General features: G+C 70.7%; 22 protein-coding genes. 15 read left to right on the top strand and 7 right to left on the bottom strand.

From position 1 onward, the window contains the following. Window positions 1-52 precede the first annotated feature (52 nt). The 9 genes from NRP21_RS03990 to NRP21_RS04030 all read left to right on the top strand — a co-directional run bounded on the left by NRP21_RS03990 (window position 53) and on the right by NRP21_RS04030 (window position 9,358). On the top strand, window positions 53-1,360 hold the full coding sequence (locus tag NRP21_RS03990; RefSeq protein WP_257714883.1) for an RsmB/NOP family class I SAM-dependent RNA methyltransferase: 1,308 nt from the start codon (window positions 53-55) through the stop codon (window positions 1,358-1,360). 14 nt (window positions 1,361-1,374) lie between these two features. Further along, a complete protein-coding gene (locus NRP21_RS03995; protein ID WP_257714884.1) occupies window positions 1,375-1,938 on the top strand; it encodes a GNAT family N-acetyltransferase in 564 nt (187 codons plus the stop codon). Between the two features lie 30 nt (window positions 1,939-1,968). Then, window positions 1,969-3,564 (top strand): glutamine-hydrolyzing GMP synthase, encoded by a 1,596-nt coding sequence (gene guaA / locus NRP21_RS04000; protein WP_257714885.1) that lies wholly within the window; start codon window positions 1,969-1,971, stop codon window positions 3,562-3,564. A gap of 22 nt (window positions 3,565-3,586) precedes the next feature. Next, a complete protein-coding gene (locus NRP21_RS04005; protein ID WP_257714886.1) occupies window positions 3,587-3,796 on the top strand; it encodes a hypothetical protein in 210 nt (69 codons plus the stop codon). A 205-nt stretch (window positions 3,797-4,001) separates the two neighbouring features. After that, window positions 4,002-4,487, top strand: a complete 486-nt coding sequence (locus NRP21_RS04010) for a hypothetical protein (RefSeq protein ID WP_257714887.1) — start codon at window positions 4,002-4,004, stop codon at window positions 4,485-4,487. A gap of 91 nt (window positions 4,488-4,578) precedes the next feature. Further along, window positions 4,579-5,592, top strand: coding sequence for an amino acid ABC transporter substrate-binding protein (locus tag NRP21_RS04015; protein WP_257714888.1), 1,014 nt, complete (start codon window positions 4,579-4,581; stop codon window positions 5,590-5,592). Between the two features lie 260 nt (window positions 5,593-5,852). Further along, window positions 5,853-7,709, top strand: a complete 1,857-nt coding sequence (locus NRP21_RS04020; RefSeq protein ID WP_257714889.1) for a ribonucleoside-diphosphate reductase subunit alpha — start codon at window positions 5,853-5,855, stop codon at window positions 7,707-7,709. 149 nt (window positions 7,710-7,858) lie between these two features. After that, on the top strand, window positions 7,859-8,926 hold the full coding sequence (locus tag NRP21_RS04025; protein WP_257714890.1) for a ribonucleotide-diphosphate reductase subunit beta: 1,068 nt from the start codon (window positions 7,859-7,861) through the stop codon (window positions 8,924-8,926). 156 nt (window positions 8,927-9,082) lie between these two features. Beyond that, window positions 9,083-9,358, top strand: a complete 276-nt coding sequence (locus NRP21_RS04030) for a hypothetical protein (protein ID WP_257714891.1) — start codon at window positions 9,083-9,085, stop codon at window positions 9,356-9,358. Here NRP21_RS04030 and NRP21_RS04035 read toward each other — a convergent pair. Further along, window positions 9,355-10,119: a tRNA1(Val) (adenine(37)-N6)-methyltransferase gene (locus tag NRP21_RS04035; protein WP_257714892.1), complete on the bottom strand. Its 765-nt coding sequence runs from the start codon at window positions 10,117-10,119 to the stop codon at window positions 9,355-9,357. The two genes, NRP21_RS04030 and NRP21_RS04035, sit on opposite strands and share 4 nt — an antisense overlap. Then, window positions 10,107-10,322 carry a DUF2007 domain-containing protein gene (locus NRP21_RS04040; protein WP_257714893.1) on the bottom strand — a complete coding sequence of 72 codons (216 nt, stop codon included), beginning with the start codon at window positions 10,320-10,322 and terminating at the stop codon, window positions 10,107-10,109. Before NRP21_RS04040 ends, NRP21_RS04035 begins: the two co-directional genes overlap by 13 nt. A gap of 119 nt (window positions 10,323-10,441) precedes the next feature. Here NRP21_RS04040 and NRP21_RS04045 point away from each other — a divergent pair, with 119 nt between their 5' ends. After that, window positions 10,442-11,473 carry a polyprenyl synthetase family protein gene (locus NRP21_RS04045; protein ID WP_257714894.1) on the top strand — a complete coding sequence of 344 codons (1,032 nt, stop codon included), beginning with the start codon at window positions 10,442-10,444 and terminating at the stop codon, window positions 11,471-11,473. A 9-nt stretch (window positions 11,474-11,482) separates the two neighbouring features. Here NRP21_RS04045 and NRP21_RS04050 read toward each other — a convergent pair whose 3' ends face one another. Together NRP21_RS04050 and NRP21_RS04055 are read right to left on the bottom strand one after the other, a co-directional pair. Then, window positions 11,483-12,223 (bottom strand): SDR family oxidoreductase, encoded by a 741-nt coding sequence (locus NRP21_RS04050; protein ID WP_257714895.1) that lies wholly within the window; start codon window positions 12,221-12,223, stop codon window positions 11,483-11,485. 109 nt (window positions 12,224-12,332) lie between these two features. Then, entirely contained in the window at window positions 12,333-13,811 is a 1,479-nt protein-coding gene (locus NRP21_RS04055) for an amidohydrolase family protein (protein WP_257714896.1), read from the bottom strand. 124 nt (window positions 13,812-13,935) lie between these two features. Between NRP21_RS04055 and NRP21_RS04060 the strand changes: the two genes are divergently transcribed. Next, the gene (locus NRP21_RS04060; RefSeq protein WP_257714897.1) at window positions 13,936-15,423 is read left to right on the top strand and encodes an AAA family ATPase; all 1,488 of its coding nucleotides are present in this window, start codon (window positions 13,936-13,938) and stop codon (window positions 15,421-15,423) included. A gap of 48 nt (window positions 15,424-15,471) precedes the next feature. Here NRP21_RS04060 and NRP21_RS04065 read toward each other — a convergent pair whose 3' ends face one another. Next, window positions 15,472-17,598, bottom strand: coding sequence for a TonB-dependent siderophore receptor (locus tag NRP21_RS04065; protein ID WP_257714898.1), 2,127 nt, complete (start codon window positions 17,596-17,598; stop codon window positions 15,472-15,474). Between the two features lie 231 nt (window positions 17,599-17,829). On the opposite strand from NRP21_RS04065, the gene NRP21_RS04070 reads away from it, so the two are divergent. Continuing rightward, window positions 17,830-18,792 carry a Bug family tripartite tricarboxylate transporter substrate binding protein gene (locus tag NRP21_RS04070; RefSeq protein ID WP_257714899.1) on the top strand — a complete coding sequence of 321 codons (963 nt, stop codon included), beginning with the start codon at window positions 17,830-17,832 and terminating at the stop codon, window positions 18,790-18,792. Between the two features lie 54 nt (window positions 18,793-18,846). On the opposite strand, the gene NRP21_RS04075 is transcribed toward NRP21_RS04070, so the two are convergent. After that, a complete protein-coding gene (locus tag NRP21_RS04075) occupies window positions 18,847-19,923 on the bottom strand; it encodes a TauD/TfdA family dioxygenase (RefSeq protein ID WP_257714900.1) in 1,077 nt (358 codons plus the stop codon). A gap of 98 nt (window positions 19,924-20,021) precedes the next feature. Between NRP21_RS04075 and NRP21_RS04080 the strand changes: the two genes are divergently transcribed. Continuing rightward, window positions 20,022-21,017, top strand: coding sequence for a Bug family tripartite tricarboxylate transporter substrate binding protein (locus tag NRP21_RS04080; RefSeq protein WP_257714901.1), 996 nt, complete (start codon window positions 20,022-20,024; stop codon window positions 21,015-21,017). On the opposite strand, the gene NRP21_RS04085 is transcribed toward NRP21_RS04080, so the two are convergent. Continuing rightward, window positions 21,004-21,999 (bottom strand): 2-hydroxyacid dehydrogenase, encoded by a 996-nt coding sequence (locus NRP21_RS04085; protein WP_257714902.1) that lies wholly within the window; start codon window positions 21,997-21,999, stop codon window positions 21,004-21,006. The two genes, NRP21_RS04080 and NRP21_RS04085, sit on opposite strands and share 14 nt — an antisense overlap. Before the next feature lie 35 nt (window positions 22,000-22,034). Here NRP21_RS04085 and NRP21_RS04090 point away from each other — a divergent pair, with 35 nt between their 5' ends. Next, the gene (locus NRP21_RS04090; RefSeq protein WP_257714903.1) at window positions 22,035-22,634 is read left to right on the top strand and encodes a hypothetical protein; all 600 of its coding nucleotides are present in this window, start codon (window positions 22,035-22,037) and stop codon (window positions 22,632-22,634) included. A gap of 4 nt (window positions 22,635-22,638) precedes the next feature. Next, the gene (locus tag NRP21_RS04095; RefSeq protein WP_257714904.1) at window positions 22,639-23,337 is read left to right on the top strand and encodes an endonuclease/exonuclease/phosphatase family protein; all 699 of its coding nucleotides are present in this window, start codon (window positions 22,639-22,641) and stop codon (window positions 23,335-23,337) included. Window positions 23,338-23,369 lie beyond the last annotated feature (32 nt).

Below are 23,369 nucleotides of genomic sequence, written 5' to 3' on the forward strand. Positions count from 1 at the left end.
TCACGGTCACGGCGCGCCGCAAATCCGGCGGCGCGCCCCTATCTGTGCAGACATGACCCCGCTCGCCCGCATCTCCGCCGCCATCGCCCTGCTGGACGCGCTGGAATCCGCCCCTCGCCGCCCCGCCGACGCGGTGGCCAACGACTTCTTCCGCGCCCGCCGCTTCATCGGCGGCGGGGACCGCCGCGCCATCGCCGACCGCGCCTGGGGCGTGGTGCGGGAACGGGCGCGGCTGGACTGGCACATCGACCGCACCGGCGCCGCGCCGACCGGGCGCCTCCTCATGGCCGCCTATCTCCTGCTGGTGGAACGCGGCGGGCTGGCCGGGGTGGAGGCGGCCTTCAACGGCTCCCAGTACGCGGAAAGGCCGCTGACCCCGGAGGAGCGCCGCGTCCTCGCCAAGCTGGACGGCCAGCCGCTGCTGCACCCGAAGATGGACGAGGCAACGCGCCTCAACCTGCCGGAATGGGCCCTGCCCGGGCTGAAGGCGCGGTTCGGGGAGGCGTTGCCGGAGGCCGCGGCGGGGCTGGAGGGCTCCGCGCCGCTGGACCTGCGCGTGAACCTCCTCCGCACCTCCCGGGAGGCCGCCGCCGCGACCCTGGCGGCCGAGGGCATCCCGACCGAGCCGACCCGCTACTCCCCCTGGGGCCTTCGCGTGCCGGACCGGCGCCCGATCCTGAACACGCGCGCCTTCCAGGACGGGCTGGTGGAGATCCAGGACGAGGGCAGCCAGCTGATCGCCCTGCTGGCCGATGCCCGGCCGGGGATGAAGGTGGCGGATTACTGCGCCGGCGCCGCCGGCAAGACGCTCGCCATGGCCGCCACGATGGGGAACCGCGGGCGGATCGCGGCGCTGGACGTCTCCGTCCCCCGCCTCACCGGCGCGACCAAGCGCCTGCGCCGCGCCGGGGTGGACAATGCCGAGACCCACCTGCTGGAGAGTGGCGACCGCTGGGTGAAGCGGCGCGCCGCGACCTTCGACCGGGTGCTGGTGGACGCGCCCTGCACGGGAACCGGAACCTGGCGCCGCAACCCGGACGCGCGGCTGCGGACCACGCAAGAAGATTACGCGGAACTCATCACGAAACAGCGCGCAATCCTCGATCGGGCCGCGTCCTTGGTGCGCCCTGGCGGAAAGCTGATCTACGCTACCTGCTCTGTGCTTCCCGGAGAGGACGAAGAGCAGGTGCGCGACTTCCTCGACCAGCATTCGGACTTCGACGCCCTGCCCCTGGCCGAGGCCTGGGCCGATGCGGGCATGAAGGGCCCGGCGCCCGGGGAAGGACCGCACATGGCGCTCGCCCCGCACAGCCACGGCACGGACGGCTTCTTCGCCGCCGTGCTGCGACGCCGCACCTGACGGCCGGCGGCGCGATGTTGCAGGTCAGGCGGGCCCGTCCGGAGGATGCGCCCGCCATAGGAGCGATCCATCGCGCGGCCTGGCAGGACGCCTATCCGGGGATCCTGCCCGATTCCTATCTCATCGGCCTGGATGAGCGGCGGATCGCCGCCGGCTACCTGCGCGCCATGCTGGCGCGGCGGGGAGGGGAGGCTGTCTTCGTCGCCTGCGCCGAGGACGGCTCGCCGGTGGGCTTCGCATCCGCCGCCCGGGCACGGCGAGAAGGCATTGCGGAGGGCGAGATTGAGACCCTCTACATCCTGCCGGACTGGCGGGACCTGGGCATCGGGCGGCGGCTGATGCGGGCCTCCGCGGCCCATCTCTCAGCCATCGGCTGCGGCTCCGCCATGCTCTGGGTGCTCTCCGGCAATGCGGCGGGCTGGTTCTACCGGCATCTCGGCGGGCGGCCGGTGGGGCGGGAGATGATCCGCGTCGGTGGTCGTCCCGTGGAGCAGACGGCCGTGCTCTGGAACCCGATCGGCCTTCTGCTGGAGGCTACGGCGGCGACGCGGGAGCGGGATGCGCGCGGCGAGGGTTGAAGCCGCCCTGTTTTTGTGGTGATGGCCGCCATGGCCGACACGAATCCCGCTCCTTACGCCAACCAGCCAGGCAGCGAGCGCCACCAGCGCATCCTGATCCTCGACTTCGGCAGCCAGGTGACCCAGCTCATCGCGCGCCGCCTGCGCGAGGAGGGCGTTTACTGCGAGGTCTGGCCCTTCACCGCCGACGAGGCCCGCATCCGCGGCTTCGACCCCATGGGTATCGTCCTCTCGGGCGGCCCGGCGAGCGTGACGGAGGGCGCCAGCCCCCGGGCGCCGCAGGCCGTGTTCGAGATGGGCCTGCCGATCCTCGGCATCTGCTACGGCCAGCAGACCATGTGCGCCCAGCTCGGCGGGCAGGTGGAGGGCAGCGACCACCGCGAGTTCGGCCGCGCCCATGTCGAGGTGGCCGATGACTGCGACCTGTTCCACGGCGTCTGGGACAAGGGCTCGCGCGAGCAGGTCTGGATGAGCCACGGCGACCGCGTCACGGCCCTGCCGCCCGGCTTCCGGGCCGTGGCGGTGTCGGAGGGCGCGCCCTTCGCGGCCATCGCCGACGACAAGCGCCACTTCTACGGCGTGCAGTTCCACCCGGAGGTCGTGCACACCCCGCACGGCCACGCCCTGCTGAAGAACTTCGTGCGCAGGATCTGCGGCGCGACCGGCGACTGGACCATGGGCGCCTTCCGAGCCGAGGAGATCGAGCGGATCCGCGCCAAGGTCGGCAAGGGGCGCGTGATCTGCGGGCTGTCCGGTGGCGTCGACTCCTCCGTGGCAGCGGTGCTGCTGCACGAGGCGATCGGTGACCAGCTCACCTGCATCTACGTCGATCACGGGCTGATGCGGGGCGGGGAGACGGAGCAGGTGCTCTCGACCTTCCGGGACCGCTTCAACATCAAGCTCGTCCACCGGGACGCCAGCGACCTCTTTCTCGGCGCACTTGCCGGCGTGACCGACCCCGAGGTGAAGCGCAAGACGATCGGGCGCCTGTTCATCGAGGTGTTCGAGGAGGAGCAGGCGAAGATCGGCGGCGCCGACTTCCTGGCCCAGGGCACGCTCTACCCGGACGTGATCGAGAGCGTCTCCGCCACCGGCGGCCCCTCCGTGACGATCAAGTCCCACCACAATGTCGGCGGCCTGCCGGAGGGCATGCGGATGCGGCTGGTGGAGCCGCTGCGCGAGCTGTTCAAGGACGAGGTGCGGGCGCTGGGCCGTGAGCTCGGCATGCCTGAGGCCATCGTCGGCCGCCACCCCTTCCCGGGGCCGGGCCTGGCCATCCGCATCCCCGGCGAGGTGACGCGGGAGAAGGTGCAGATCCTCCAGAAGGCCGACGCGATCTTCCTGGAGGAGATCCGCGCCGCGGGCCTCTACGACGCCATCTGGCAGGCCTTCGCCGTGCTGCTGCCCGTGCGGACCGTGGGCGTGATGGGCGACGGCCGCACCTATGACCAGGCCTGCGCCCTGCGGGCCGTGACGAGCACGGACGGGATGACCGCCGACGTCTATCCCTTCGAGATCGCCTTCCTCACCCGCGTCTGCAACCGCATCGTCAACGAGGTCAGGGGCATCAACCGCGTGGCCTACGACGTGACGAGCAAGCCCCCCGGCACGATCGAGTGGGAATGACCGGGGCAGGGCAGGGCGCCGCGTGATCCGCCGCCCGGCCCTTCCGACCGGGCGTTTTCTTCGCACTGGTACGGCGCTGCTTCCGCTCGTCCTCGCCGTCCCGTCCGTGGGGGCAGCGCAGGACGCACCCGGCACTCCCTTCGACACGCGCCGGGATCCCGGCTTCGGCGATGCGCGCCCGACCCTCGCGCTGCTTCTGGCCAGGGCGGCGCCGACCCCGCGCGGCCCCTGATCCTCTGGCAGGGCCGGGACGCCGGCGAGGACGCCCTCCTGCTCTCCAACCGGAACCTCGGCCTCGACGAGGATGTGATCGCGACCGAGGCCGAGGTGGCGGGCAGCACCTATCTCGTCACGCGCGCCTGGGTGGAGTCGCGCCTGGAAGATTGCGGGAGGATGGGGACGCGCTACACCATCCCGGCCCCCAGGAGGAAACGGTGATGTCGCGCGCCCCAGCCCTTGCCTCCTTCCTGGCCCTGCTCCTCGCGGCGCCCCTTTCCGCCGAGGAACCGGGGCGGGCCGACTGGGCGCGCGACCCCGGGACGGGGTGCCGCTTCCAGGCGCCCGCTTCCCTCGCCTCGGGGCGGGTGTTCTGGACGGGCGACTGCGTGAACGGCCAGGCCACCGGCCACGGCATGCTGCGGCGCCGGGATGCCGCCGGCGCCGGCGCCGCCTTCTTCGGTGAGATGCGGGAGGGGGTGCCGGTGATCGGCGTCGTGGAGGTGGAGGGCGGCTACGAGGTCGGCCGCTACCGCGCGGGCGCGCTGGGTTCCAACAGCATGGACTTCCAGGAGCGGACCGACAGCTTCCGGGCCGCCGCGCGCGCGGCCCGCGCCGTGGCGGCCCGCTTCGCCGCCGCCGGGAATCCGGGCTCCGCCGCCTTCTACGAGGGCGTGGCGAAGCGGCTGGAACTGCAGGAGGACTGAGGCAGGCCTCCGGCAGGGCTGGGAGAACGGCCCTCGGCAGGCGAGGATGGGCGTTCGCCCGGCAGCTTCGGGCGCATCGGAGGACACGCCCATGCTCAAGACCATCCTGGCCGCTGGACTGGCGGCGCTTCTCGCCGTTCCGGCCCTGGCGCAGCCCGCGCCGGACACGGTGGCCGCCATCCGCGCGCGGGGTTCCCTCATCTGCGGCGTGACGCCCAACTCGGCCGGGTTCGGCACGCCGGACAGCCGGGGCGAGTGGCACGGCATCGACGTGGATTCTTGCCGCGCCATAGCCGTGGCGGTTCTGGGCGACGCGAAGAAGGTGCGCTTCGTGCCCGCCAGCACGGCGCAGCGCTTCACCATGCTGCAATCCGGCGAGATCGACGTCCTCGCCCGCGTGACGACCTGGAGCATGGCGCGCGAGGGCGCCCTGGGCCTGGCCTTCGCGAGCATCAACGTCTTCGACGGCCAGGGCTTCCTGGTGAAGTCCGATGCGGGCATCACGAGTGCCCGCCAGCTTGACGGCGCGACGATTTGCCTGCTGCCCGGCACGACGAACGAGCTGAACGTCGCGGACTACTTCCGCACCCACAACATGCGCTTCACCCCCGTGGTGATGGACAGCATCGAGGAACTGCGCGCCGCCTTCCTCTCCGGCCGCTGCGACAGCTACTCCACCGATGCCTCCGCGCTCGCCTCCTACCGTGCCAGCCACGGGGCGAATGCGAGCCGCTTCGTCGTGCTGCCCGACATCATCTCGAAGGAGCCGCTCGGCGTCGCCGTTCGCAAGGGGGACTGGCGGTTCTTCGACATGGCGCGCTGGGCCCACTTCGCCATGATCACCGCGGAGGAGCTGGGCATCGACAGCCGCAACATCGACAGCTTCGCCAACAGCACGAACCCGGACATTCAGCGCTTCCTCGGCCGCTCGGGCGATCTCGGGCAGGGGATGGGCATGAGCAACGACTGGGCGGCGCAGATCGTGCGGCAGGTCGGCAACTTCGCGGAGGTGTGGGACCGCAACATGACGCCGCTGGGCATCCAGCGCGGCATCAATGCGCTGTGGACCAAGGGCGGGCTGCAATACGCGCCGCCGCTGCGCTGAGGGCGCCCCCGGGCTGTGGATTACGGGGATCACGGGGAGGCTTCGGCCTCACAAAAATGTTCACCTTTGATGACACTCTGAAGGAGGTCCGGCGACTCGCTGAAAATGTGCGAGTCGTCGTGCGCAACCCATCCGGCCGTGGCGTTTTCGCCACGGCAACCTCCCACATCTAGCGTTCGTTCTCCCTGGGCCACGCGATATCTTGTGCGGCCAGCGTCCCAGAGGCATCCTCCGCCGCGGGGGAATTCAGGGGTTTCGAGATGTTTGATGCCATCCAGCTTGAGGGCCATGGCCAGGTTCAGGTCGACCGCTCGCGCGACGCCCTGCTGACCGCGTTCGGCAAGGACACGCTGAGCGACCGCTACCTCATGCCCGGCGAATCGTATCAGGACCTCTTCGCCCGTGTTGCCAGTGCGTATGGCGACGACGCGGCGCATGCCCAGCGAATTTACGATTACATCTCGAAGCTCTGGTTCATGCCCGCCACCCCCGTGCTGTCCAACGGCGGCACAAAGCGCGGCCTGCCGATTTCCTGCTTCCTGAACGAGGCGGATGACAGCCTCGACGACATCGTCGGCCTCTGGAACGAGAACGTGGCGCTCGCCTCCAAGGGCGGCGGCATCGGCTCCTACTGGGGCAACCTCCGCTCCATCGGTGAGAAGGTCGGGCAGAACGGGAAGACCTCCGGCATCATCCCCTTCATCCGGGTGATGGACAGCCTGACCCTCGCCATCTCTCAGGGCTCGCTGCGCCGCGGCTCGGCCGCCGTTTACCTGCCGATCTCCCACCCGGAGATCGAGGAGTTCATCGACATCCGCCGCCCGACCGGCGGCGACCCGAATCGCAAGGCGCTGAACCTCCACCACGGCATCCTGATCCCCGACGCCTTCATGCGCGCCGTGGAGGCCGACGAGGAGTGGGCGCTGACATCGCCCAAGGACGGCTCGGTGATCCGCAAGATCTCCGCTCGCGGCCTCTGGATCCGCCTGCTCACCGCTCGCATGGAGCAGGGCGAGCCCTACATCATCTACTCGGACCACGTGAACCGGGCGATGCCGGAGCACCACAAGCTCGCCGGCCTGGAGGTGAAGACCTCCAACCTCTGCTCCGAGATCACGCTGCCCACCGGCCGCGACCACCACGGCCGCGCCCGCACCGCCGTGTGCTGCCTCTCCTCCCTGAACCTCGAGACTTGGTTCGAGTGGAAGGACGAGCCGCGCTTCATCCCGGACGTGATGCGCTTCCTGGACAACGTGCTGCAGTCCTTCATCGAGACGGCGCCGGACAGCATGGCGAAGGCGAAGTACAGCGCCATGCGCGAGCGCTCCGTCGGGCTCGGCGTGATGGGTTTCCACTCCTTCCTGCAGTCCCAGAACGTGCCGTTCGAGAGCGTGGTGGCGAAGGTCTGGAACATCCGGATGTTCAAGCACATCCGCGCCCAGGCGGATGTCGCGAGCCGCGAGCTGGCCGCCGAGCGCGGGCCCTGCCCGGACGCCGCCGAGTACGGCATCATGGAGCGGTTCTCGAACAAGATCGCCATCGCGCCGACGGCCAGCATCAGCATCATCTGCGGCGGGGCGTCCCCTGGCATCGAGCCGATCGCGGCGAACGTCTATAACCACAAGACGCTCTCCGGCTCCTTCATCGTGCGGAACCCGTACCTGCAGAAGGTGTTGGCGAAGCACGGGCGCGATGACGACGAGACCTGGACCTCTGTCACCGTCACCAAGGGCTCCGTGCAGCACCTGGACTTCCTGACCCAGCAGGAGAAGGACGTGTTCAAGACGGCCTTCGAGCTGGACCAGCGCTGGGTGGTGGAGCACGGGGCGGACCGCGCGGCCTATATCTGCCAGAGCCAGTCGCTGAACCTCTTCCTGCCCGCCAACATCCACAAGCGTGACCTGCACCAGATCCACTTCCAGGCCTGGAAGAAGGGCGTGAAGTCGCTCTACTACTGCCGCTCCCTCTCCATCCAGCGCGCGGACACGATCAGCGAGAAGGTGGCCGTGCAGCCGAAGCTCGGCTTCGCCGCGAACGACGCGGAGGCGCCGCTGCCGCTGGTGGCTGCAGCGCCCGCCGAGAGCACGAACTACGAGGAATGCCTCGCCTGCCAGTGAGGCTCCCTTCCTTGCCTTATCGTGATCTGACGTAACGAGGTGTGATTCGACCGCCGGCCGCCGGCGGTCGCACGCTCTTGCCATCCCGGCGGGTGCCTGCCCCGCCGGGGAACCCTTTCGAACGCCCATCGCCCATCAGGAAGCCTGCCATGCCCGACGGCGCCATCACTCCCGACGAGCTGCCCGTGCAGTTCGACCTGCTGACGGCCAACCCCGTCTACAAGCCCTTCCGCTATCCGTGGGCCTACGAGGCGTGGCTGACCCAGCAGCGCGTGCACTGGCTGCCGGAAGAGGTGCCGATGGCGGACGACGTGAAGGATTGGCAGAAGACCCTCACGCCCGGCGAGCGCAACCTGCTCACCCAGATTTTCCGCTTCTTCACGCAGGCGGATGTCGAGGTGAACAACTGCTACATGAAGCATTACAGCCAGGTCTTTAAGCCGACCGAGGTGCTGATGATGCTCTCGGCCTTCTCGAACATCGAGACGATCCACATCGCGGCCTACAGCCACCTGCTCGACACCATCGGCATGCCGGAGCTCGAGTACTCGGCCTTCCTCAAGTACAAGGAGATGAAGGACAAGTACGACTACATGCAGAACTTCTCGGTCGAGAATAAGACCGAGATCGCGAAGACGCTGGCCGCCTTCGGCGCCTTCACCGAGGGGCTGCAGCTCTTCGCCTCCTTCGCCATCCTCATGAACTTCCCGCGCCACAACAAGATGAAGGGGATGGGCCAGATCGTCTCCTGGTCCGTGCGCGACGAGACGCTGCACTGCCTCTCCGTGATCCGCCTCTTCCGCACCTTCGTGCAGGAGAACCCGGAGATCTGGACGGAGGAGCTGCGCCGCGACCTCTACCTGATCTGCGCGACCATCGTGGACCACGAGGACGCCTTCATCGACCTGGCCTTCAACATGGGCGCGGTGGAAGGGCTGAACGCGGAGGAGACCAAGACCTACATCCGCTTCATCGCCGACCGCCGCCTGCAGCAGCTGGGCCTGGAGCCGCTCTACCACATCGAGAAGAACCCGCTGCCCTGGCTCGACGAGATGCTGAACGCGGTGGAGCACACCAACTTCTTCGAGAATCGGGCGACGGAGTACTCCCGCGCCTCCACCCAGGGCACGTGGGAGGAGGCCTTCGCTGATCATGCCTTCAACGGCTCCCCCCAGCCGACCGGCGAGATCGCGTTCGGCGAGCCCGCGCGGCACTGAGAGGGGCGGGCCGCCGCGGATTCATCGTATACAGGAAGCCTTTATGGCCCTGGCCCGTTTCCGATCCTGCTCCGGGCAGCTATGCTGAGACATGCCCTTGCAGGATTCGGCTACCCGTCCGGGTGCCGGTTCGCGGAGTGGGAGGCGGCAACAGGTATGGCTGCGGATGAGCCAGATGGACCAAGACCGACGGGGCGGGCCCCGTCGGCGCCTCGTCATACTCGCCGCCTGACCGACAAGATCCTCATCGCCTTCCATCACGCCTGCGACCAGGGAGACTACGAGGTGGCGGAGGAGATGCTCCGCATCCTCGAGATGATGATCCGGCGCCGGACCATCTCCCCCGACGTGAACCGGCGCAAGAACATGGAGAGCCTGGTGGCAGCGCATGAGCGGCTCTGGCTCCTGCGGCACCCCGAGAAAGACGTCTAGCTCACCTCGGCCGCGCCCCAGGGCAGCGGCGCGCCGCGCAGCACCGCATCGGCCGCCGGCGTCCAGCCCGCCCCCGCGTGCAGCACCAATCCCGGCCTGAGGACGGCGGGCGCGCGTGGCGCACGGCGCGCCCGCAACAGCACCCGCCCGGCCGCCTTTCCCGCACGGGGCCAGAGCGGCATGATCTCGGTCCCGCCCAGCCCCGCTCCCCGCAGCGCCGCCAGGCCGTCCTCCAGGCGCTCGGCCGGAAGGATGAACGTACCCCGCCCGCCCCGCGCCAGGGACGAGGCGATCAGCGAGCCCCAGACGCCGAGCCCGACTCCGCCCGCATGAGTGGCGCCAGCGCGCAGCGCAGCGGGCGGCACCGATCCTTCCGGCCAGTATGGCGGGTTGGACACCGCCACATCGCAGCGGGGCAGGCGGGCCCGGAGGGCGGGGTCGGCCACGTCGCCTACCAGCACCTCGACCCGCGCCGCCCATCCGTTCAGCGCTGCATTCTCCCGCGCCAGGGCGGCGAGCACCGGGTCGCGCTCCACCGCGATGGCGCGCACGCCCGGAAGGCGGGCGAGGACGCAGAGGAAAACTCCGCCCGGTCCGCAGCCGGCATCCAGGAGCACCCCGCCCGGCGGGAGCTCCACGGAGGCGGCGAGCATGACGGCGTCCATCCCGGCTCGCAGCCCTTCCGCCGGCTGCCGCAGCCGGACCTTGCCGCCGAGAAGGGTGTGGACGGGCCCGGCGGCTGGCGGCGTCAGCCCGGCCACTCGCCCGCCTCGCGCAGCAGCGCCTCTGCCGCCGCGGCCTCATTCTCCGGCACGGCCAACCGCTGGGGGAAGGCACCGATCCGGCCCTCGACCGCGCTGACGTGACTGTCCAGCAGTAGGGGCCGCAACCCCGCATCCCGCAGCAGGGCTTGCAGGAAGCCCAGTCGCACAGGATCGGCCTCGGCGAGCAGCACGCGGATCATGGGGCCGGCATCCTCCGGGCCGGGGGCAGGGCAGGGATCCCCTCTCGTGAGAGGCGCCCGTTGCTGCCCCCACGCCCCGCCGTTATGGTGCCGCCCGCTATGGACAGGTCAATGCCCGCGTGAGCGTTCTTACCGCGCCCGTCACCTCCAGCGTGACCTCTGCGCGCGATCCCGAACAGGCGCTGGAGGCGCTGACCGACCTCGTCCGGGCGGACCTGGAGGCGTGCAACCGGCTGATCGTGGAGCGGATGCAGAGCCCCGTGGCCCTGATCCCGCAACTCGCCGCGCATCTCGTGGCGGCCGGGGGCAAGCGCATCCGCCCGCTCCTGACCCTCGCCAGCGCCCGGCTCTGCGGGCACAGCGGGGATCGGCACGTCGCGCTCGCCGCTTGCGTGGAGTTCATCCACACCGCCACCCTGCTGCACGACGACGTGGTGGACGAGAGCGCGCTGCGCCGCGGCGCGCCGAGCGCCAACGCAGTGTTCGGCAACAAGCCGAGCGTGCTGGTGGGCGACTTCCTCTTCGCCCGCGCCTTCCAGATCATGGTGGCCGATGGCTCGCTGCGGGTGCTGGACATCCTCGCCACCGCCTCCGCGACCATCGCGGAGGGGGAGGTCCTCCAGCTCGTCACCCAGAACGACACCTCCACCACGGAGGAGCAGTACCTGCGGGTGATCGAGGGCAAGACCGCCGCCCTCTTTGCCGCCGCGACCGAGGTGGGCGCCGTGGTGGCGGACCGGCCGCAGGCGGAGGCGGAGGCGCTGCGCGAGTACGGCCACAGCCTCGGCGTGGCCTTCCAGCTGGTGGACGACGCGCTGGACTACTCCGCAAGCCAGGCCGCGCTCGGCAAGACCGTGGGCGACGACTTCCGCGAGGGGAAGATCACCCTTCCCGTGCTGCTCGCCTTCAACGCGGCGGCGGAGGAGGAGAAGGTCTTCTGGCGCCGCGTGCTGGAGGAGCGGGAGCAGGCGGAGGGCGACCTGGAGAAGGCGATCTCCCTCATGCAGTCCCGTGGCACGCTGGAAGCCACCATCCGCCGCGCCCGGGAGTACGGGGCGCGGGCGCTGAACTCCCTCTCCATCTTCCCCGATGGCCCGGAGCGCCGGGCGCTCGCGGGAATCGTGGAGTTCTGCATAGCCCGCGCGCGGTAGGGTCGGGGCTCAGCCCCGCCCCAGCCAGGGCATCTTCGTGGCCATGATCGTCAGGAAGGGAATGTTCGCTTCCAGCGGCATGGAGGCCATGTGGGCGACCGTTTTGCCCACCAGCGCCACGTCCATGCGCGGCTCCACCATCATGGACCCGTCCGGCTGCAGCACCCCCTTGGTCATCCGCTCCGTCATGGGGGTGGCGGCGTTGCCGATATCGATCTGGCTGGCGGTGATGTCGTGCTTGCGGCCGTCCAGCGCGATCTGCTTCGTCAGCCCGGTCACCGCGTGCTTGGTGGCCGTGTAGGCGGCCGCCCCGGGGCGTGGCGCGTGGGCGCTGATGGAGCCGTTGTTGATGATCCGCCCGCCCTTGGGCGACTGGTTCTTCATGATGCGGTAGGCGGCCTGGGCGCAGAAGAAGGTGCCGTCCAGGTTGGCCGCCACCACGCCGCGCCAGTTCTCCAGGGACAGCTCGTCGAAGTCCACGGCAGGGGCGCCGCGCCCGGCATTGTTGAACAGCAGGTCCAGCCGACCGAAGCGGGACTTCACCTCGGTGAAGGCGGCCTCGACCTGCTCGCGGTCACCCACGTCGCAGGTGATCGCATTGCCGCTCTCCCAGCCCGCCACGGTCTCCTGCAGCGGCTCCAACCGCCGGCCGAGCACCGTCACGTGCCACCCATCTGCCAGCAGCGCCTGCGCCGCGGCGCGCCCGATGCCCTGGCCCGCGCCGGTCACGACCGCGTAGCGATCGGCCATGGTCCCCTCCCTGATTCCGTCGGGGCGGGAGCCTGCGGTCGCTGCCGGGCCCTGGCAAGGCCGTCAGGGTCGGGAAAGTGGCGGCCGGCCCGGTTGGGCCAGCTTCCCGTCACTCGGCCAGAAGGCGGCGCGCGCCGGTGAAACGGCCGGCCAGGGCGCGGCAATGGCAGCTGACATGCGGGGCGATGGCCTCGCACCAGGCGCGCGTGCCCTGGTTCAGGCCGGCAAGGCGATCGGCCGCCTCCTGGGCGTCGCGCGCCAGCTTCGCCTCGTCCACGCCCAGCACCCGGCCGTCGCGCAGCCTCCATTCGCCGCCGACCATCACCTCCCGCACCGCCGAGCCGTCCTCGGTGAAGACGAGCTGATTAGCGGCGTCGTTGAAGGGCGCCCAGTTGATATGGGCGAGGTCGAGAAAGACGAGGTCGGCCAGCCTGCCCGGCGCGACCACCCCCGCATCCAGCCCCAGCAGCCGCGCGGAGCCCTCCGTCGCCAGCCGCACCGTCTCCGCGGTGCCGAGCCAGTCCTCCTCAGCCGCGCCCTCCCAGAGGCGGGACGCGAAGGCGGCGAGGCGCATCGCCTCGAACATGTTCTGGTTGTCGGAGGAGCCGGAACCGTCCGTTCCCAGCCCGACCGTCACCCCGGCCCGGAGCGCCGCCCGCGCCGGCGCGATTCCAGAGGCCAGCCGCATGTTGGAACCGGGATTGTGCGAGAGCCCCGCGCCGCGCCGGGCCAGCAACTCCAGGTCGGCACCGGTCAGCCAGACGCCGTGGGCGACGCTGAACCGCTCGTTCACAAGCCCCAGGCTGTCCATGTGCGCCAGCAAGGTGGAGCCGTAGCGGATCTCTCCGCCGCCCGCCTGGTAGCGGGCCTCGGCCACATGGGTCTGCATGGGCATGCCGTGCTCCGCGGCAAGGTCCCGGCAGCCCATCATGAAGTCGTCCGAGCAGTGGAGGGGGATGGTGGGCGCCACGCCCAGCCGCACCGTCGCGCTGCGCCAGCCCCGCGCGGCGGCGTGGATGGCGGCCAGGATGTCGTCCGCCCGCGCCATGCTCATGCCAACGGCCCGGGCCTGGTGCTCCTCCGGCAGGGCCTGGATCAGGCCGGGGGTGGCCTGGAAGAAGGTGAGGTCCGCCACCATCGGCGCCAGCACGGCCCGCAGCCCGACGGCCTCGTAGGCCTCGGCCATGGCCTGCAACCCGTCCACCGTGGGGCCGGGGAACTCGAAGGGCAGGTCGTAGCCGGCGGTGCAGCCCTTCCGCAGCATCTCCACCGCGGTCAGGGTGGTGGCGAGCCGCTTGTCCTCCAGCCCGCGATGGCCGCCGATCCAGGGGGCATGGGTCAGAAGCAGGGCCAGGTCCCACTTGTCCCCCATCCCCTTGGACAGGCCACCATGCCCGTGGGTATGCCCGTTCACCGTGCCGGGCATGACGAGGCGGCCGGCGGCGTCGTGCCGGGCCGCGTCCTCCACCGCCGTGCCGGGCGGCAGCATGGCGGCGATCCGGTCCCCCTCAAGAAGTATGTCGGCGAAGGGGGCGGAGAGGGCGTCGGGCGCGAGCACCCGTGCCCCCGTGATCAACAGGCGTTCCATGCGCCGCACCCTGCAAGCGATGCGCCGCGCTGCCTACCCCATCGGCCCCGATCCATCGGAGAGGGGACAGATTCACGCCTGCGGGCGATGCCGCGCCCCGGCGATCTGCCCTATATCCCCGCCCATGACCATCTCCATCGACATGGGGCGCACGACCAATGGCGCCGCGGGCACGCTCGACCTGGAGGAGCTTCTGGCCACCCGCCTGCTGGTTCAGGGCAATTCCGGCAGCGGCAAGTCCCACCTGCTGCGCCGCCTCATGGAGCAGTCCGCCCCCTGGGTGCAGCAGGCCGTGATCGACCCGGAAGGCGATTTCACCTCGCTCGCGGAGAAGTTCGGCCACCTTGTCATCGATGCCGCCGCCCACCCGGAGGAGGCCATGGCCGCCGCGGGCGACCGGGTGCGCCGCCACCGTGTCTCCGTGGTGCTGAACCTGGAGGGGCTGGAGGTGGACAAGCAGCTCCGCCACTCCGCGGCCTTCCTGAACGGGCTGTTCGACGCAGAGCGCGACCACTGGACGCCGATGCTGGTGGTGGTGGACGAGGCCCAGCTCTTCGCCCCCGCCGCCGGGGGCGACGTGTCGGACGATGCCCGCCGCGCCGCCCTCTCCGCCATGACGGACCTAATGTGCCGGGGGCGCAAGCGCGGCCTGGCCGGAATCATCGCCACCCAGCGCCTGGCGAAGCTGGCGAAGAACGTGGCGGCCGAGGCTTCCAATTTCCTCATGGGCCGCACCTTCCTCGACATCGACATGGCCCGGGCTGCCGATCTTCTGGGCATGGAGCGCCGCCAGGCAGAGCAGTTCCGCGACCTGCAGCGCGGCCACTTCATCGGGCTGGGCCCAGCGATCGCCCGGCGGCCCCTCGCGATCCGCGTCGGCGAGGTGGAGACGGAGAGTCGCGGTTCCGGGCCATCCCTCACGCCCCTGCCGCAGACCGCGCCGGAGGAGGCGCGGGAGTTGATCCTGGCCGCGCCAGATCCGGTCGCCACTCCGCGCCGGGAACGCCGGCCGGCTGCCATGCCGCCACAGGACATCCTGATCCAACTCGCCCAGGCATCCGGCGCGCGGCCGGCCGCGGCGGCCCGCGCGCCGGAGCCGGAGCCGAGCCCGGAGGAGGCGGCCGAGCGCGAGGCCCGGACCCGCGCCATCCTGCACGAGATGCTGGCCGAGGAGGACGCGGCCTTCCGCCCGATCGGTGTCCTCTACCAGGACCTGCTGGTGCGCCTGCGCATCCACGCGGTGGGTGGGAAGCCGCCGGAGCTGCCCGCCTTCCGCCGCATGCTCGCCGTGGCCCGCGCCGGGGTGCCGCCCGAGGCCGCGAACGACCCCGGCTGGCCCGAGGCCGCGGCCCGCGCCGACACCCTGCCGGAGGACACGCAGGGCGTCTTCCTGCTGCTGGCCCATGCCGCGCGCCAGGGCCTGCCCTGTCCGTCAGACGCCGCGATCGCGCGCGCCTATGGCAGCCGCTCCGCCGGGCGGGCGCGGCGGCTGCTGACCTGGATCGAGGAGCAGGGCCTCATCGTGCAAAAACCCGCCGCTGGCGGGCGGCGGGTCGTCGCACTCGTCGGGCTGGCCTGGGAGACGGCGCCGGGCGATCCGGCCGCTGCCTGAGGCGGTGCGGCGCGGCGCGGGGGAAGCTCCCTCGCGCCGGCTACGCGCTCACCAGCGGTAGGAGACGCTCCCCAGCACGTTCAGCCGGTTGCCGTAGAAGCAGGCATCGTTCGTCGAGCAGCGGCTGACGTAGCGCGTGTCGCCCAGGTTGCTCGCGTTCACCGCCAGCGTCAGGCCGCGCATGCGGGGGGAGAGCTTCTCCAGGTCGTAGCGCATGGTGGCGTCGAACAGGGTGGCGGCCGGCACCACAAAGTAGTTGGTATTGGCGCTGGTGGTGTTGCCGAGGTAGCGCACGCCCGCGCCGAGCGTCAGGCCGGAGAGCGGGCCGGCGGCGTTGACGAAGGTGTACTCGCCATAGAGCCCGGCCGTGTTGCGCGGCACGCCGTTCGGGCGGTTGCCCAACTCGTCGGGATTGCCAGAGCGAGTGATCTCCGGGTCGAGATAGGTATAGGAGCCCGTGAGGGTGACTCCGTTGCCCAGCTCGGCCACCGCCTCAAGCTCCAGACCGCGTACGCGCACCTGGCCCACGGCGATCTGGTTGACGACGTTGCCGGGATCCGTGGTCAGCGTGTTGCGCTGGGTCAGCTGGAAGGCGCTGGCCTGCACGAAGCTTCGCATTCCATTCGGCTGAAACTTGATGCCCGCTTCGTACTGCTCGCCCTCGAGCGGCTCGAAGGTGACGCCTCGCGCATCCGTGCCGATCTGCGGCTGGAAGGAGCGGGCGTAGGAGACGTAGGGCGCGATACCGCTCTCGAAGAGGTAGATCGCGCCGACGCGCCAGGTGAACTTGCCGTCGTACTGGTAGCTGTTGCCCTCGGTCAGGCGGTTCCGCGTGTCCGCATAGGTGAAGTCCTGCCGAATGCCGCCCAGCAGCACCAGCTGCCCCCAGCGGATCTGGTCCTGCGCGTAGATGCCGTACTGGCTGGTGTTCTGCCGAACGTTGCTGAATTGAGGGATGCTCGGGATCGGCGCGGTGCCGTAGACGGGAGAGAACAGGTCGAGCCCGGCAAAGCCGGTGGAGCCCTGTCCGTTGCGGTAGGTCACGTAGCTGTAGTCGAACCCGCCGAGGACGGTGTGGGTCAGGGGGCCGGTGGTGAAGTCGGCGCGCAGCTGGTTGTCCACCTGGAAGGTCGAGACGCCGATGTCGGCCTGGAAGGCGAAGCGGTTCAGCGTCCGCTGATCGGGCTGAAGGCCGCCGCCGAAGACCTGGTTCCAGGAGATGTCCGTGTGCGAGTAGCGCGCGTTCTGCTGGAAGGAGAGTACGTTGTTGAAGCGGTGGCTGAACTCGTAGCCGGTGCCGAGCTGCGTGCGCGCGTACTTGTCGAAGTCCTGCTCGCCGGTGAAGCGCTCGCGGCTGATGCGGCCGAAGGGCGTCGGCCGCACCGTGCCGGTGTAGGGCAGGAACTGGTTACCGGAGGTGCTGTCCTGCTGGTAGTAGCCCAGCACCGTGAGGGAGGTGTTGGCGTCCGGCCGGAAGGTGAGGGCGGGGGCGACGAAGGCGCGGTCGTCGCGCGTGAAGTCGACGGCCGTCTCGCTCTTACGGCCCAGGGCCGTGAGGCTGTAGGACCAAACGCCGTCCGCCGTCAGCGGCCCGCTGGTCGTCGCCTGCGCCTGGGCGCGGCCGAAGCTGCCGGCCGTCAGCCGCACCTCGCCCTGGGCCGTGTCCGTCGGGCGGCGGGAGACCATGTTGACGAGGCCCCCGGGCGCGATCTGGCCGTAGAGGACCGAGGTGGGGCCGCGCAGGATTTCGTACCGCTCCAGCCCGTAGGTCTCGTACACGTTGCCGGCGAATCCCGTATTGTAGCGCAGGCCGTTCAGGAAGATGCCGTTGTCCTGCGCATTGAAGCCGCGGATCTGGAACCAGTCCGTGCGGCTGTCCGTGCCGAAGTTCTCCACCCGCACGCCCGCGGTGTAGCGCAGCGCCTCGCCGAGCGTCTGCGCCTGGCGCGCGTCGATCTGGTCGCGCGGCACGACGGAGACGGATTGCGGGTTCTCGATCAATGGCGTGTCGGTCTTCGTGCCGCTGATCTCCTGCCGCGCCACGAAGCCGCGCACGGGATCCAGCGCCCTCTCGGCGCTGCCGGCAACGTCCACGGTCGGGACGTTCAGCGTGTCGGGGGCGTCCTGGGCCATGGCAGCCGACAGGGCCACGGTTGTCAGGGCAGTGGCGCTCATCAACCCAGCCAGCAGGCGAGCGGGACGGTTTCGGGCGGGGCGCATGGCAGTCTCCGGTGCCGCTGTCGTGATGAGGCAGCGGTAACCTCGCACCTATGTGATCTGAAAACGGTTCGCAATCGCAGGGTGCGACAGCATGAGCTCATGTTGCCCGGCGTGGCATTTCGGCAACGCTCCCGCGCCTGACGGGCCGGGCTATGCTGTCTCTCAAAGTCCAGGAGAGAAGAAGCCATGCCACTGTCCAGACGAACGGCCGTAGCCGCTCTGGCCTCCGCCGCCACCTTTCGCAGTGCGGCCGCCCAGAGCAACGCCATCACCCTCGTCGTGCCTACCGCCCCGGCCGGCACGACCGACTTCGCCGCGCGGCTCCTCGCCGAGCCGCTCTCGCGTCAGCTCGGCCAGCCCGTGGTGGTGGAGAACAAGGGCGGCGCCAATGGCGCCCTGGGCACGCAGGATGTCGCCCGGGCGCGGCCGGACGGCACGCGGTTGCTGGTGCAGTACTCCGGCTACCATGTCGGCTCGCCCGCGCTGGTGCCGAACATCGGCTACGACGTGCGGAAGGACTTCGCCCCCGTCGCGCTGCTGCTGGATGCGCCGCAGGTGGTCTTCCTGCACCCATCCGTCCCCGCGGCGGGGATGGGGGAGCTGGTCGCCTACGCGAAGGCGCACCCGGGAGAACTGAACTACGCCTCCTCCGGCAACGGTTCGCTCCAGCACCTCGGCACGGAATTGCTGAAGCTTCGGACGGGCACGCAGATGACGCATGTTCCCTATCGCGGCACGGGCCCAGCCACGCAGGATCTCGTCGCGGGCCGCGTACAGATGATGATCACGACGCCGCCACCTCTCATGCCTTTCGTGCGGGAGGGGCGGCTGAAGGCGATCGCCATCACGGCCCCGCAGCGCCACCCGGCGCTGCCCGACGTGCCCACCCTGGCGGAGCAGGGCCTCCCGGACCTAGAGGTGATCGGCTGGTTCGCCGTCTTCGCGCCCGCCGGGACGCCGGAGGCGACGCTGCGCCGCCTGACCGAGGCCTGCAACGCCGTGGTCGCCACCCCCGATTTCCGCCGACGCGCGGAGGAGCAGGGCGCGATCATCCGGATCATGCAGCCTGCCGAGATCCAGACCCGCGTGGTCCGGGAGCTGGACGAGTGGACCCGGGTGGTGCGGGAAGCGAAGATCCAGCCGGACTAGGCGACAAGGGGCGGACTGGCGCTTCCGCGCGATGCCGCCCCGCCGAGGCCTGCCCTAGGCTGCCAGCGCCGAGCGCCCGGGCATCGCCCCGCCCCGGATCGCGCCCGGCGCCGTGCTGCCCCATTGCACGGCGTGGCCGGCCGGCAGCGCCCGGCTGTTCGGCGCCGCCAGCCAGATCCGCAGCAGCACGCGGGAAGCGCCGTGCGCCGCGTCGTCGGCGTAGGCGGTGCGGCCGTGATAGGTGACGTGCTGGTTCATCAGCTGGATCTGACCGGGCTCGAAGGGGATCTGCAGGCACAGCTCGTCCGCCAGTGCGGCCAGCATGTCCATCGCCTCCACCTGCTCAGGCCGCAGCGGCGGCACGCCGGGCTCGGCATGCGCCATCTCCACGTAGGTGCGGGAGTACTGGCTGGTGAAGGCGCCGGTCGGCCCGCGCGAGAAGACGGGCATCGTGAAGACGCGGTCCGAAACCTCGTCGCCCTCCTCATCGGCCGGGCGCATGCGGTAGAAAGGCTCGTAGAGAACGCGCAGCAGGTCCGGCCGCCGCTCCGCCAGCGCATCGTGCAGGGCGATCGTCGAGACGATCCGGCTCTCCCCGCCCGCGATGCCGTTGGAGGCACAGAGCAGGCAGAGCAAGTCGCACTTGTCCGTGTGGAAGCGCAGCGGCCCGGTGGAGCGCGACCGCGCGCGGGCGGAGGGCACGGCGCCGCTTGCATCGGCCCCCGTTACCGCCGTGCCGGTGCCCGTCTCGTCCTTCACCTCGGCCAGGATCTCGCCCTTCGTGTTCTGAGGCAGCTGCGTGCCGAGATGGGCGCAGATGCCCCAGAAGACCGTGTTCAGCTCCTCGGCCGAATAGCGGTCCGGTGAAAGGCCGGCGATGCGGACCAGGCCGCGGCCGCTCTCCAGCTCCTCCGAAACGGCGTCCAGCGTCGGCCTCAGGACGGGCAGGTGGAAGTCGGCGGCGCGGATGCGCTGCAGCGGCAGGCCGCGCGCGCGGACACCGGCCAGGGCGGCATCGATCTCCGCCACGGCCGCGTCGTCCAGCCGGAAGACCCAGCTCTCGTCGCGCGCCAGGTCCGCGCCGGTCCAGGCGGCGCGGCCGCCGATGGGAAGGAGGTGTTCGGGCTGCATGGCACGGACCCTCGCGCGGTCGCCCCTGGCGGGTCAAGACGATCCTGGCATGATCGCTGCATCATCCGCCCGCCCGCCATTCCAGGGAAAGACCGCCCATGCCCAGCCTGCGCCGCCGCGACCTCGCCGCACTCCTCGCCATCCCCGGCGCGCAGTCCCTGGCCCGTCCGGCGCTAGCGCAATCCCTGAGCCAGTCCTGGCCCGCGAAGCCCGTGCGCTTCGTCATCCCCTGGCCGCCGGGCGGGCTGAACGACCTGATCGCGCGCGGCTACAACGACCAGGTCTCCCGCCGCATCGGCCAGCCCATCGTCAACGACTTCAAGGCGGGCGCGGGCGGGCGCATCGGGGTGGCGGAGATCGCGCGGTCGGCGCCGGATGGGTACACGATCGGCATGGGCAACCTCGGCCCGCTGACCATCTTCCCGCATCTCTACCGGGACATGCCCTATGACGCGCGGCGAGACCTGGTGCCCGTGACCATGTTCGCCGCCTCGCCGCTCGTGCTGGTGGTGAACAAGGACCTGCCCGTGAACAGCGTGGTGGAGCTGGTCGCGATGGTGAAGGAGCGGCCAGGGCGGATGAACGCCGCCTCCGTCGGCGTCGGCACCGCGCAGCACCTGATCTTCGAGATGCTGAAGGAGCGGGACGGCATCCAGATGGAGCACGTTCCCTACAAGGGCACGAACGAATCCCTGCCCGCCATGCTGCAGGGCGACGTGCACGCCATGTTCGACACCTTGCCGCTGATGCTGCCGCAGCTGAAGGCCGGTGCCATCAAGGCCCTGGCTGTCACCACGCCCCAGCGCATCCCGCAGCTTCCGGAGGTGCCGACCATGGTCGAATCCGGCTACCCGGACGCGGATGTCGTCACTTGGTACGCCGTGATCACCCCCGCGGGCACGCCCCGCCCGGTGATCGACCGGCTCTACGAGGCCTATACGGAGGCGGCCGCCACGCCGGAGGTGAAGAAGCTACTGGACGACCAGGGCCTGATCTACCTGCCTAACACGCAGGAAAGCTTCGCCCGGCGCATCGCGGCCGAGTCCGACCGCTGGGCCCGCATCATCCGAGAGCAGAGGATCAGCGTGCAGTAACCTCGTTCGCCAGCGCCTCGCCGCGCTCGAAGGCCGTGATGCTCTCGAGCGTGGTGGCGCAGATCGTCCCCATCGCCTCCCGCGTGAAGAAGGCCTGGTGGCCGGTCAGCAGCACGTTGGGGAAGGACACCAGGCGCTGGATCAGGTCGTCCGGGATGATCTCGCTGGACCGGTCCTCGAAGAACAGGCTGGCCTCGTTCTCGTAGACGTCCATCGCCAGCCCGCCGAGGCGGCGGGACTTCAGCGCCTCGATCGCCGCCTGCGTGTCCAGCAGCCCACCGCGGCTGGTGTTCACCAGCAGCAGGCCGGGCTTTGCCGCGGCCAGGAAGCCGGCCCCGACGACATGGCGCGTGCCTTCCGCCAGCGGGCAGTGGAGGGAGACCACGTCGCTCTCCCGCGCCAGCTCCTCCAGCGGCACGTAGCGCCCGCCCAGCGCCTCGAATTCAGGGCTGGGGAAGGGGTCGTGGCCGAGCATGCGGCAGCCGAAGCCGGCCATGATCCGGGCGAAGACGCGCCCGATCTTCCCCGTGCCGATCACGCCGGCGGTCCGCCCGTGCAGGTCGAAGCCCATCAGCCCGTCCAGCTCGAAATTGCCGTCGCGGGTGCGGTTGTGGGCGCGGTGGATGTGGCGGTTCAGCGAGAGCAGGAGGCCGACCGCGAATTCCGCGACCGAGTAGGGCGAGTAGTCCGCCACGCGGGCGACGCGGATGCCCAGCCGCCCCGCCGCGCGCAGGTCGATCTGGTTGAAGCCGGTGGAGCGCGTGCAGACCAGCCGCGTGCCGCCCCGCGCCAGGGCCTCCAGCACCGGGGCATCCACCGCATCGTTCACGAAGACGCAGACGGCGGGGAAGCCCGCGGCCAGCGCCGCCGTTTCCGGTCCCAGACGTGCCTCCTGGAAGGTCAGCTCATGCCCATGCGTCGCGTTACTTTCGGAGAGCATCGCCCGGTCGTACCGGCGGGCGCTGAAGACGGCGACCTTCATGAACCTACCCTTCCCGTGTGGCGGGCAAGACTTACATGGGGCGCTCGGCGGCGGCCAACCCGCCCGGGGAGGCGCCGCGCGTGCCACTGCTGACAGGGGACGACCTGAGGCGCCAGTCACCCCTGGCCTGGGCCTCACTGCTCGCGCTTCTCGGCGTGGCCGCCTGGTTCTGGACTCTGGACAAGGGCAATGCCGCCGGGGGCACGGCTCTGGCCGCGCTGGGCTGCCTCGGCCTGATCCTGCCGCCGCGGGAGCGGATGGCGGCCTTGCCCTGGCGCCTGCGCGCCCTGCCGCGAAGCCTGGACGCGGTGCCGGCCCTGGCCTCGCTCGTCTCCAGCCCCGGCTACGGGCTGAACTGGTTCTACGGGGAGAACCCCTATGACGAGGTCGTCCACCTCGTCAGCGGCGGGCTGGCCGGTGCGGTCTTTTTGGCGCTCCTGGCGGCGGACGGGCGCCCGCGCGGCCGGGCCCATCTGGTGCTGGCCGCCGCAATCTTCGGACTGAACCTCGGCACGGTCTGGGAAGCCTTCGAGTACGCCACCCACCTGATCGGCGACTGGACGGACACCTGGACGGACGTTGCCCTTACGACGCTGGGCGCCGCCCTGGCCGGGCTGCGGCGCCCCAGGGCCTGAACCCGTGATCGTCGCCACCTACAACGCCCATCGGGGCCGCAGCACCGCCGGGATCTTCCGCCCCGCGCGCATCGCCAGGGTGATCGCGGAGACGGGCGCCGACCTCGTCGCGCTGCAGGAGGCGCAGCACTGGCTGCGGCCTGGCCGCGCGATGTTCGACGCCGCCGGGCTGGAGCGCGAGGCCGGGCTGCGGCCGCTGACCGTGACGGATCGGGCGGGAGAGCAGGGCTGGCGGGGAAACGTGCTGCTGGTGCGGCCGGGCGCGAGAGTGCTGCGGCCGCCGGTCGGGCTGCGGATCGGTGGGTTGGAACCGCGGGGCGCGATCCTCGCGGAGCTGGACCTGGGCTGGGGCGCCTTCCGGGTGGTGGCGACCCATCTCAGCCTCGGCGCGGCGCGGCGCCATCATCAGGCGGAGGCGCTGCTGGAGGCGATCGGCCAGGGGCGGCCCATGCCCACGCTGGTAATGGGCGACCTGAACGAATGGCGCCCCGGCGCTTCCGCGCTCGGCGTGCTGGAGGCGGTGTTCGGCCACCAGCCGCCGGTCCACACCTTCCCGGCCTTCCGCCCGATGCTGCCGCTGGACCGGATCATGGGCCTGCCGCACGGGCTGGTCGCGGAGCGGAGGGCGCATGACACGAAGCTGGCGCGCGGCGCCTCGGACCACCTGCCGCTCGTCGCGCGCATCGAGACGTCACTGCTCTAAGCCGCCGGCCGGGAGGGGACTCTCCCGGCCGG

The organism is Roseomonas populi, from assembly GCF_024594815.1.
GTDB classification, from domain to species: domain Bacteria; phylum Pseudomonadota; class Alphaproteobacteria; order Acetobacterales; family Acetobacteraceae; genus Roseomonas; species Roseomonas populi.

Excerpts from the sequence above, each read along its gene's own strand:
- NRP21_RS03990 (WP_257714883.1), top strand. The coding sequence starts at position 53 with ATGACCCCGCTCGCCCGCATCTCCGCCGCCATCGCCCTGCTGGACGCG.
- NRP21_RS03995 (WP_257714884.1), top strand. The coding sequence starts at position 1,375 with ATGTTGCAGGTCAGGCGGGCCCGTCCGGAGGATGCGCCCGCCATAGGA.
- guaA (WP_257714885.1), top strand. The coding sequence starts at position 1,969 with ATGGCCGACACGAATCCCGCTCCTTACGCCAACCAGCCAGGCAGCGAG.
- NRP21_RS04010 (WP_257714887.1), top strand. The coding sequence starts at position 4,002 with ATGTCGCGCGCCCCAGCCCTTGCCTCCTTCCTGGCCCTGCTCCTCGCG.
- NRP21_RS04015 (WP_257714888.1), top strand. The coding sequence starts at position 4,579 with ATGCTCAAGACCATCCTGGCCGCTGGACTGGCGGCGCTTCTCGCCGTT.
- NRP21_RS04020 (WP_257714889.1), top strand. The coding sequence starts at position 5,853 with ATGTTTGATGCCATCCAGCTTGAGGGCCATGGCCAGGTTCAGGTCGAC.
- NRP21_RS04025 (WP_257714890.1), top strand. The coding sequence starts at position 7,859 with ATGCCCGACGGCGCCATCACTCCCGACGAGCTGCCCGTGCAGTTCGAC.
- NRP21_RS04030 (WP_257714891.1), top strand. The coding sequence starts at position 9,083 with ATGGCTGCGGATGAGCCAGATGGACCAAGACCGACGGGGCGGGCCCCG.
- NRP21_RS04040 (WP_257714893.1), bottom strand. The coding sequence starts at position 10,322 with ATGATCCGCGTGCTGCTCGCCGAGGCCGATCCTGTGCGACTGGGCTTC.
- NRP21_RS04050 (WP_257714895.1), bottom strand. The coding sequence starts at position 12,223 with ATGGCCGATCGCTACGCGGTCGTGACCGGCGCGGGCCAGGGCATCGGG.
- NRP21_RS04055 (WP_257714896.1), bottom strand. The coding sequence starts at position 13,811 with ATGGAACGCCTGTTGATCACGGGGGCACGGGTGCTCGCGCCCGACGCC.
- NRP21_RS04060 (WP_257714897.1), top strand. The coding sequence starts at position 13,936 with ATGACCATCTCCATCGACATGGGGCGCACGACCAATGGCGCCGCGGGC.
- NRP21_RS04065 (WP_257714898.1), bottom strand. The coding sequence starts at position 17,598 with ATGAGCGCCACTGCCCTGACAACCGTGGCCCTGTCGGCTGCCATGGCC.
- NRP21_RS04070 (WP_257714899.1), top strand. The coding sequence starts at position 17,830 with ATGCCACTGTCCAGACGAACGGCCGTAGCCGCTCTGGCCTCCGCCGCC.
- NRP21_RS04075 (WP_257714900.1), bottom strand. The coding sequence starts at position 19,923 with ATGCAGCCCGAACACCTCCTTCCCATCGGCGGCCGCGCCGCCTGGACC.
- NRP21_RS04080 (WP_257714901.1), top strand. The coding sequence starts at position 20,022 with ATGCCCAGCCTGCGCCGCCGCGACCTCGCCGCACTCCTCGCCATCCCC.
- NRP21_RS04085 (WP_257714902.1), bottom strand. The coding sequence starts at position 21,999 with ATGAAGGTCGCCGTCTTCAGCGCCCGCCGGTACGACCGGGCGATGCTC.
- NRP21_RS04090 (WP_257714903.1), top strand. The coding sequence starts at position 22,035 with ATGGGGCGCTCGGCGGCGGCCAACCCGCCCGGGGAGGCGCCGCGCGTG.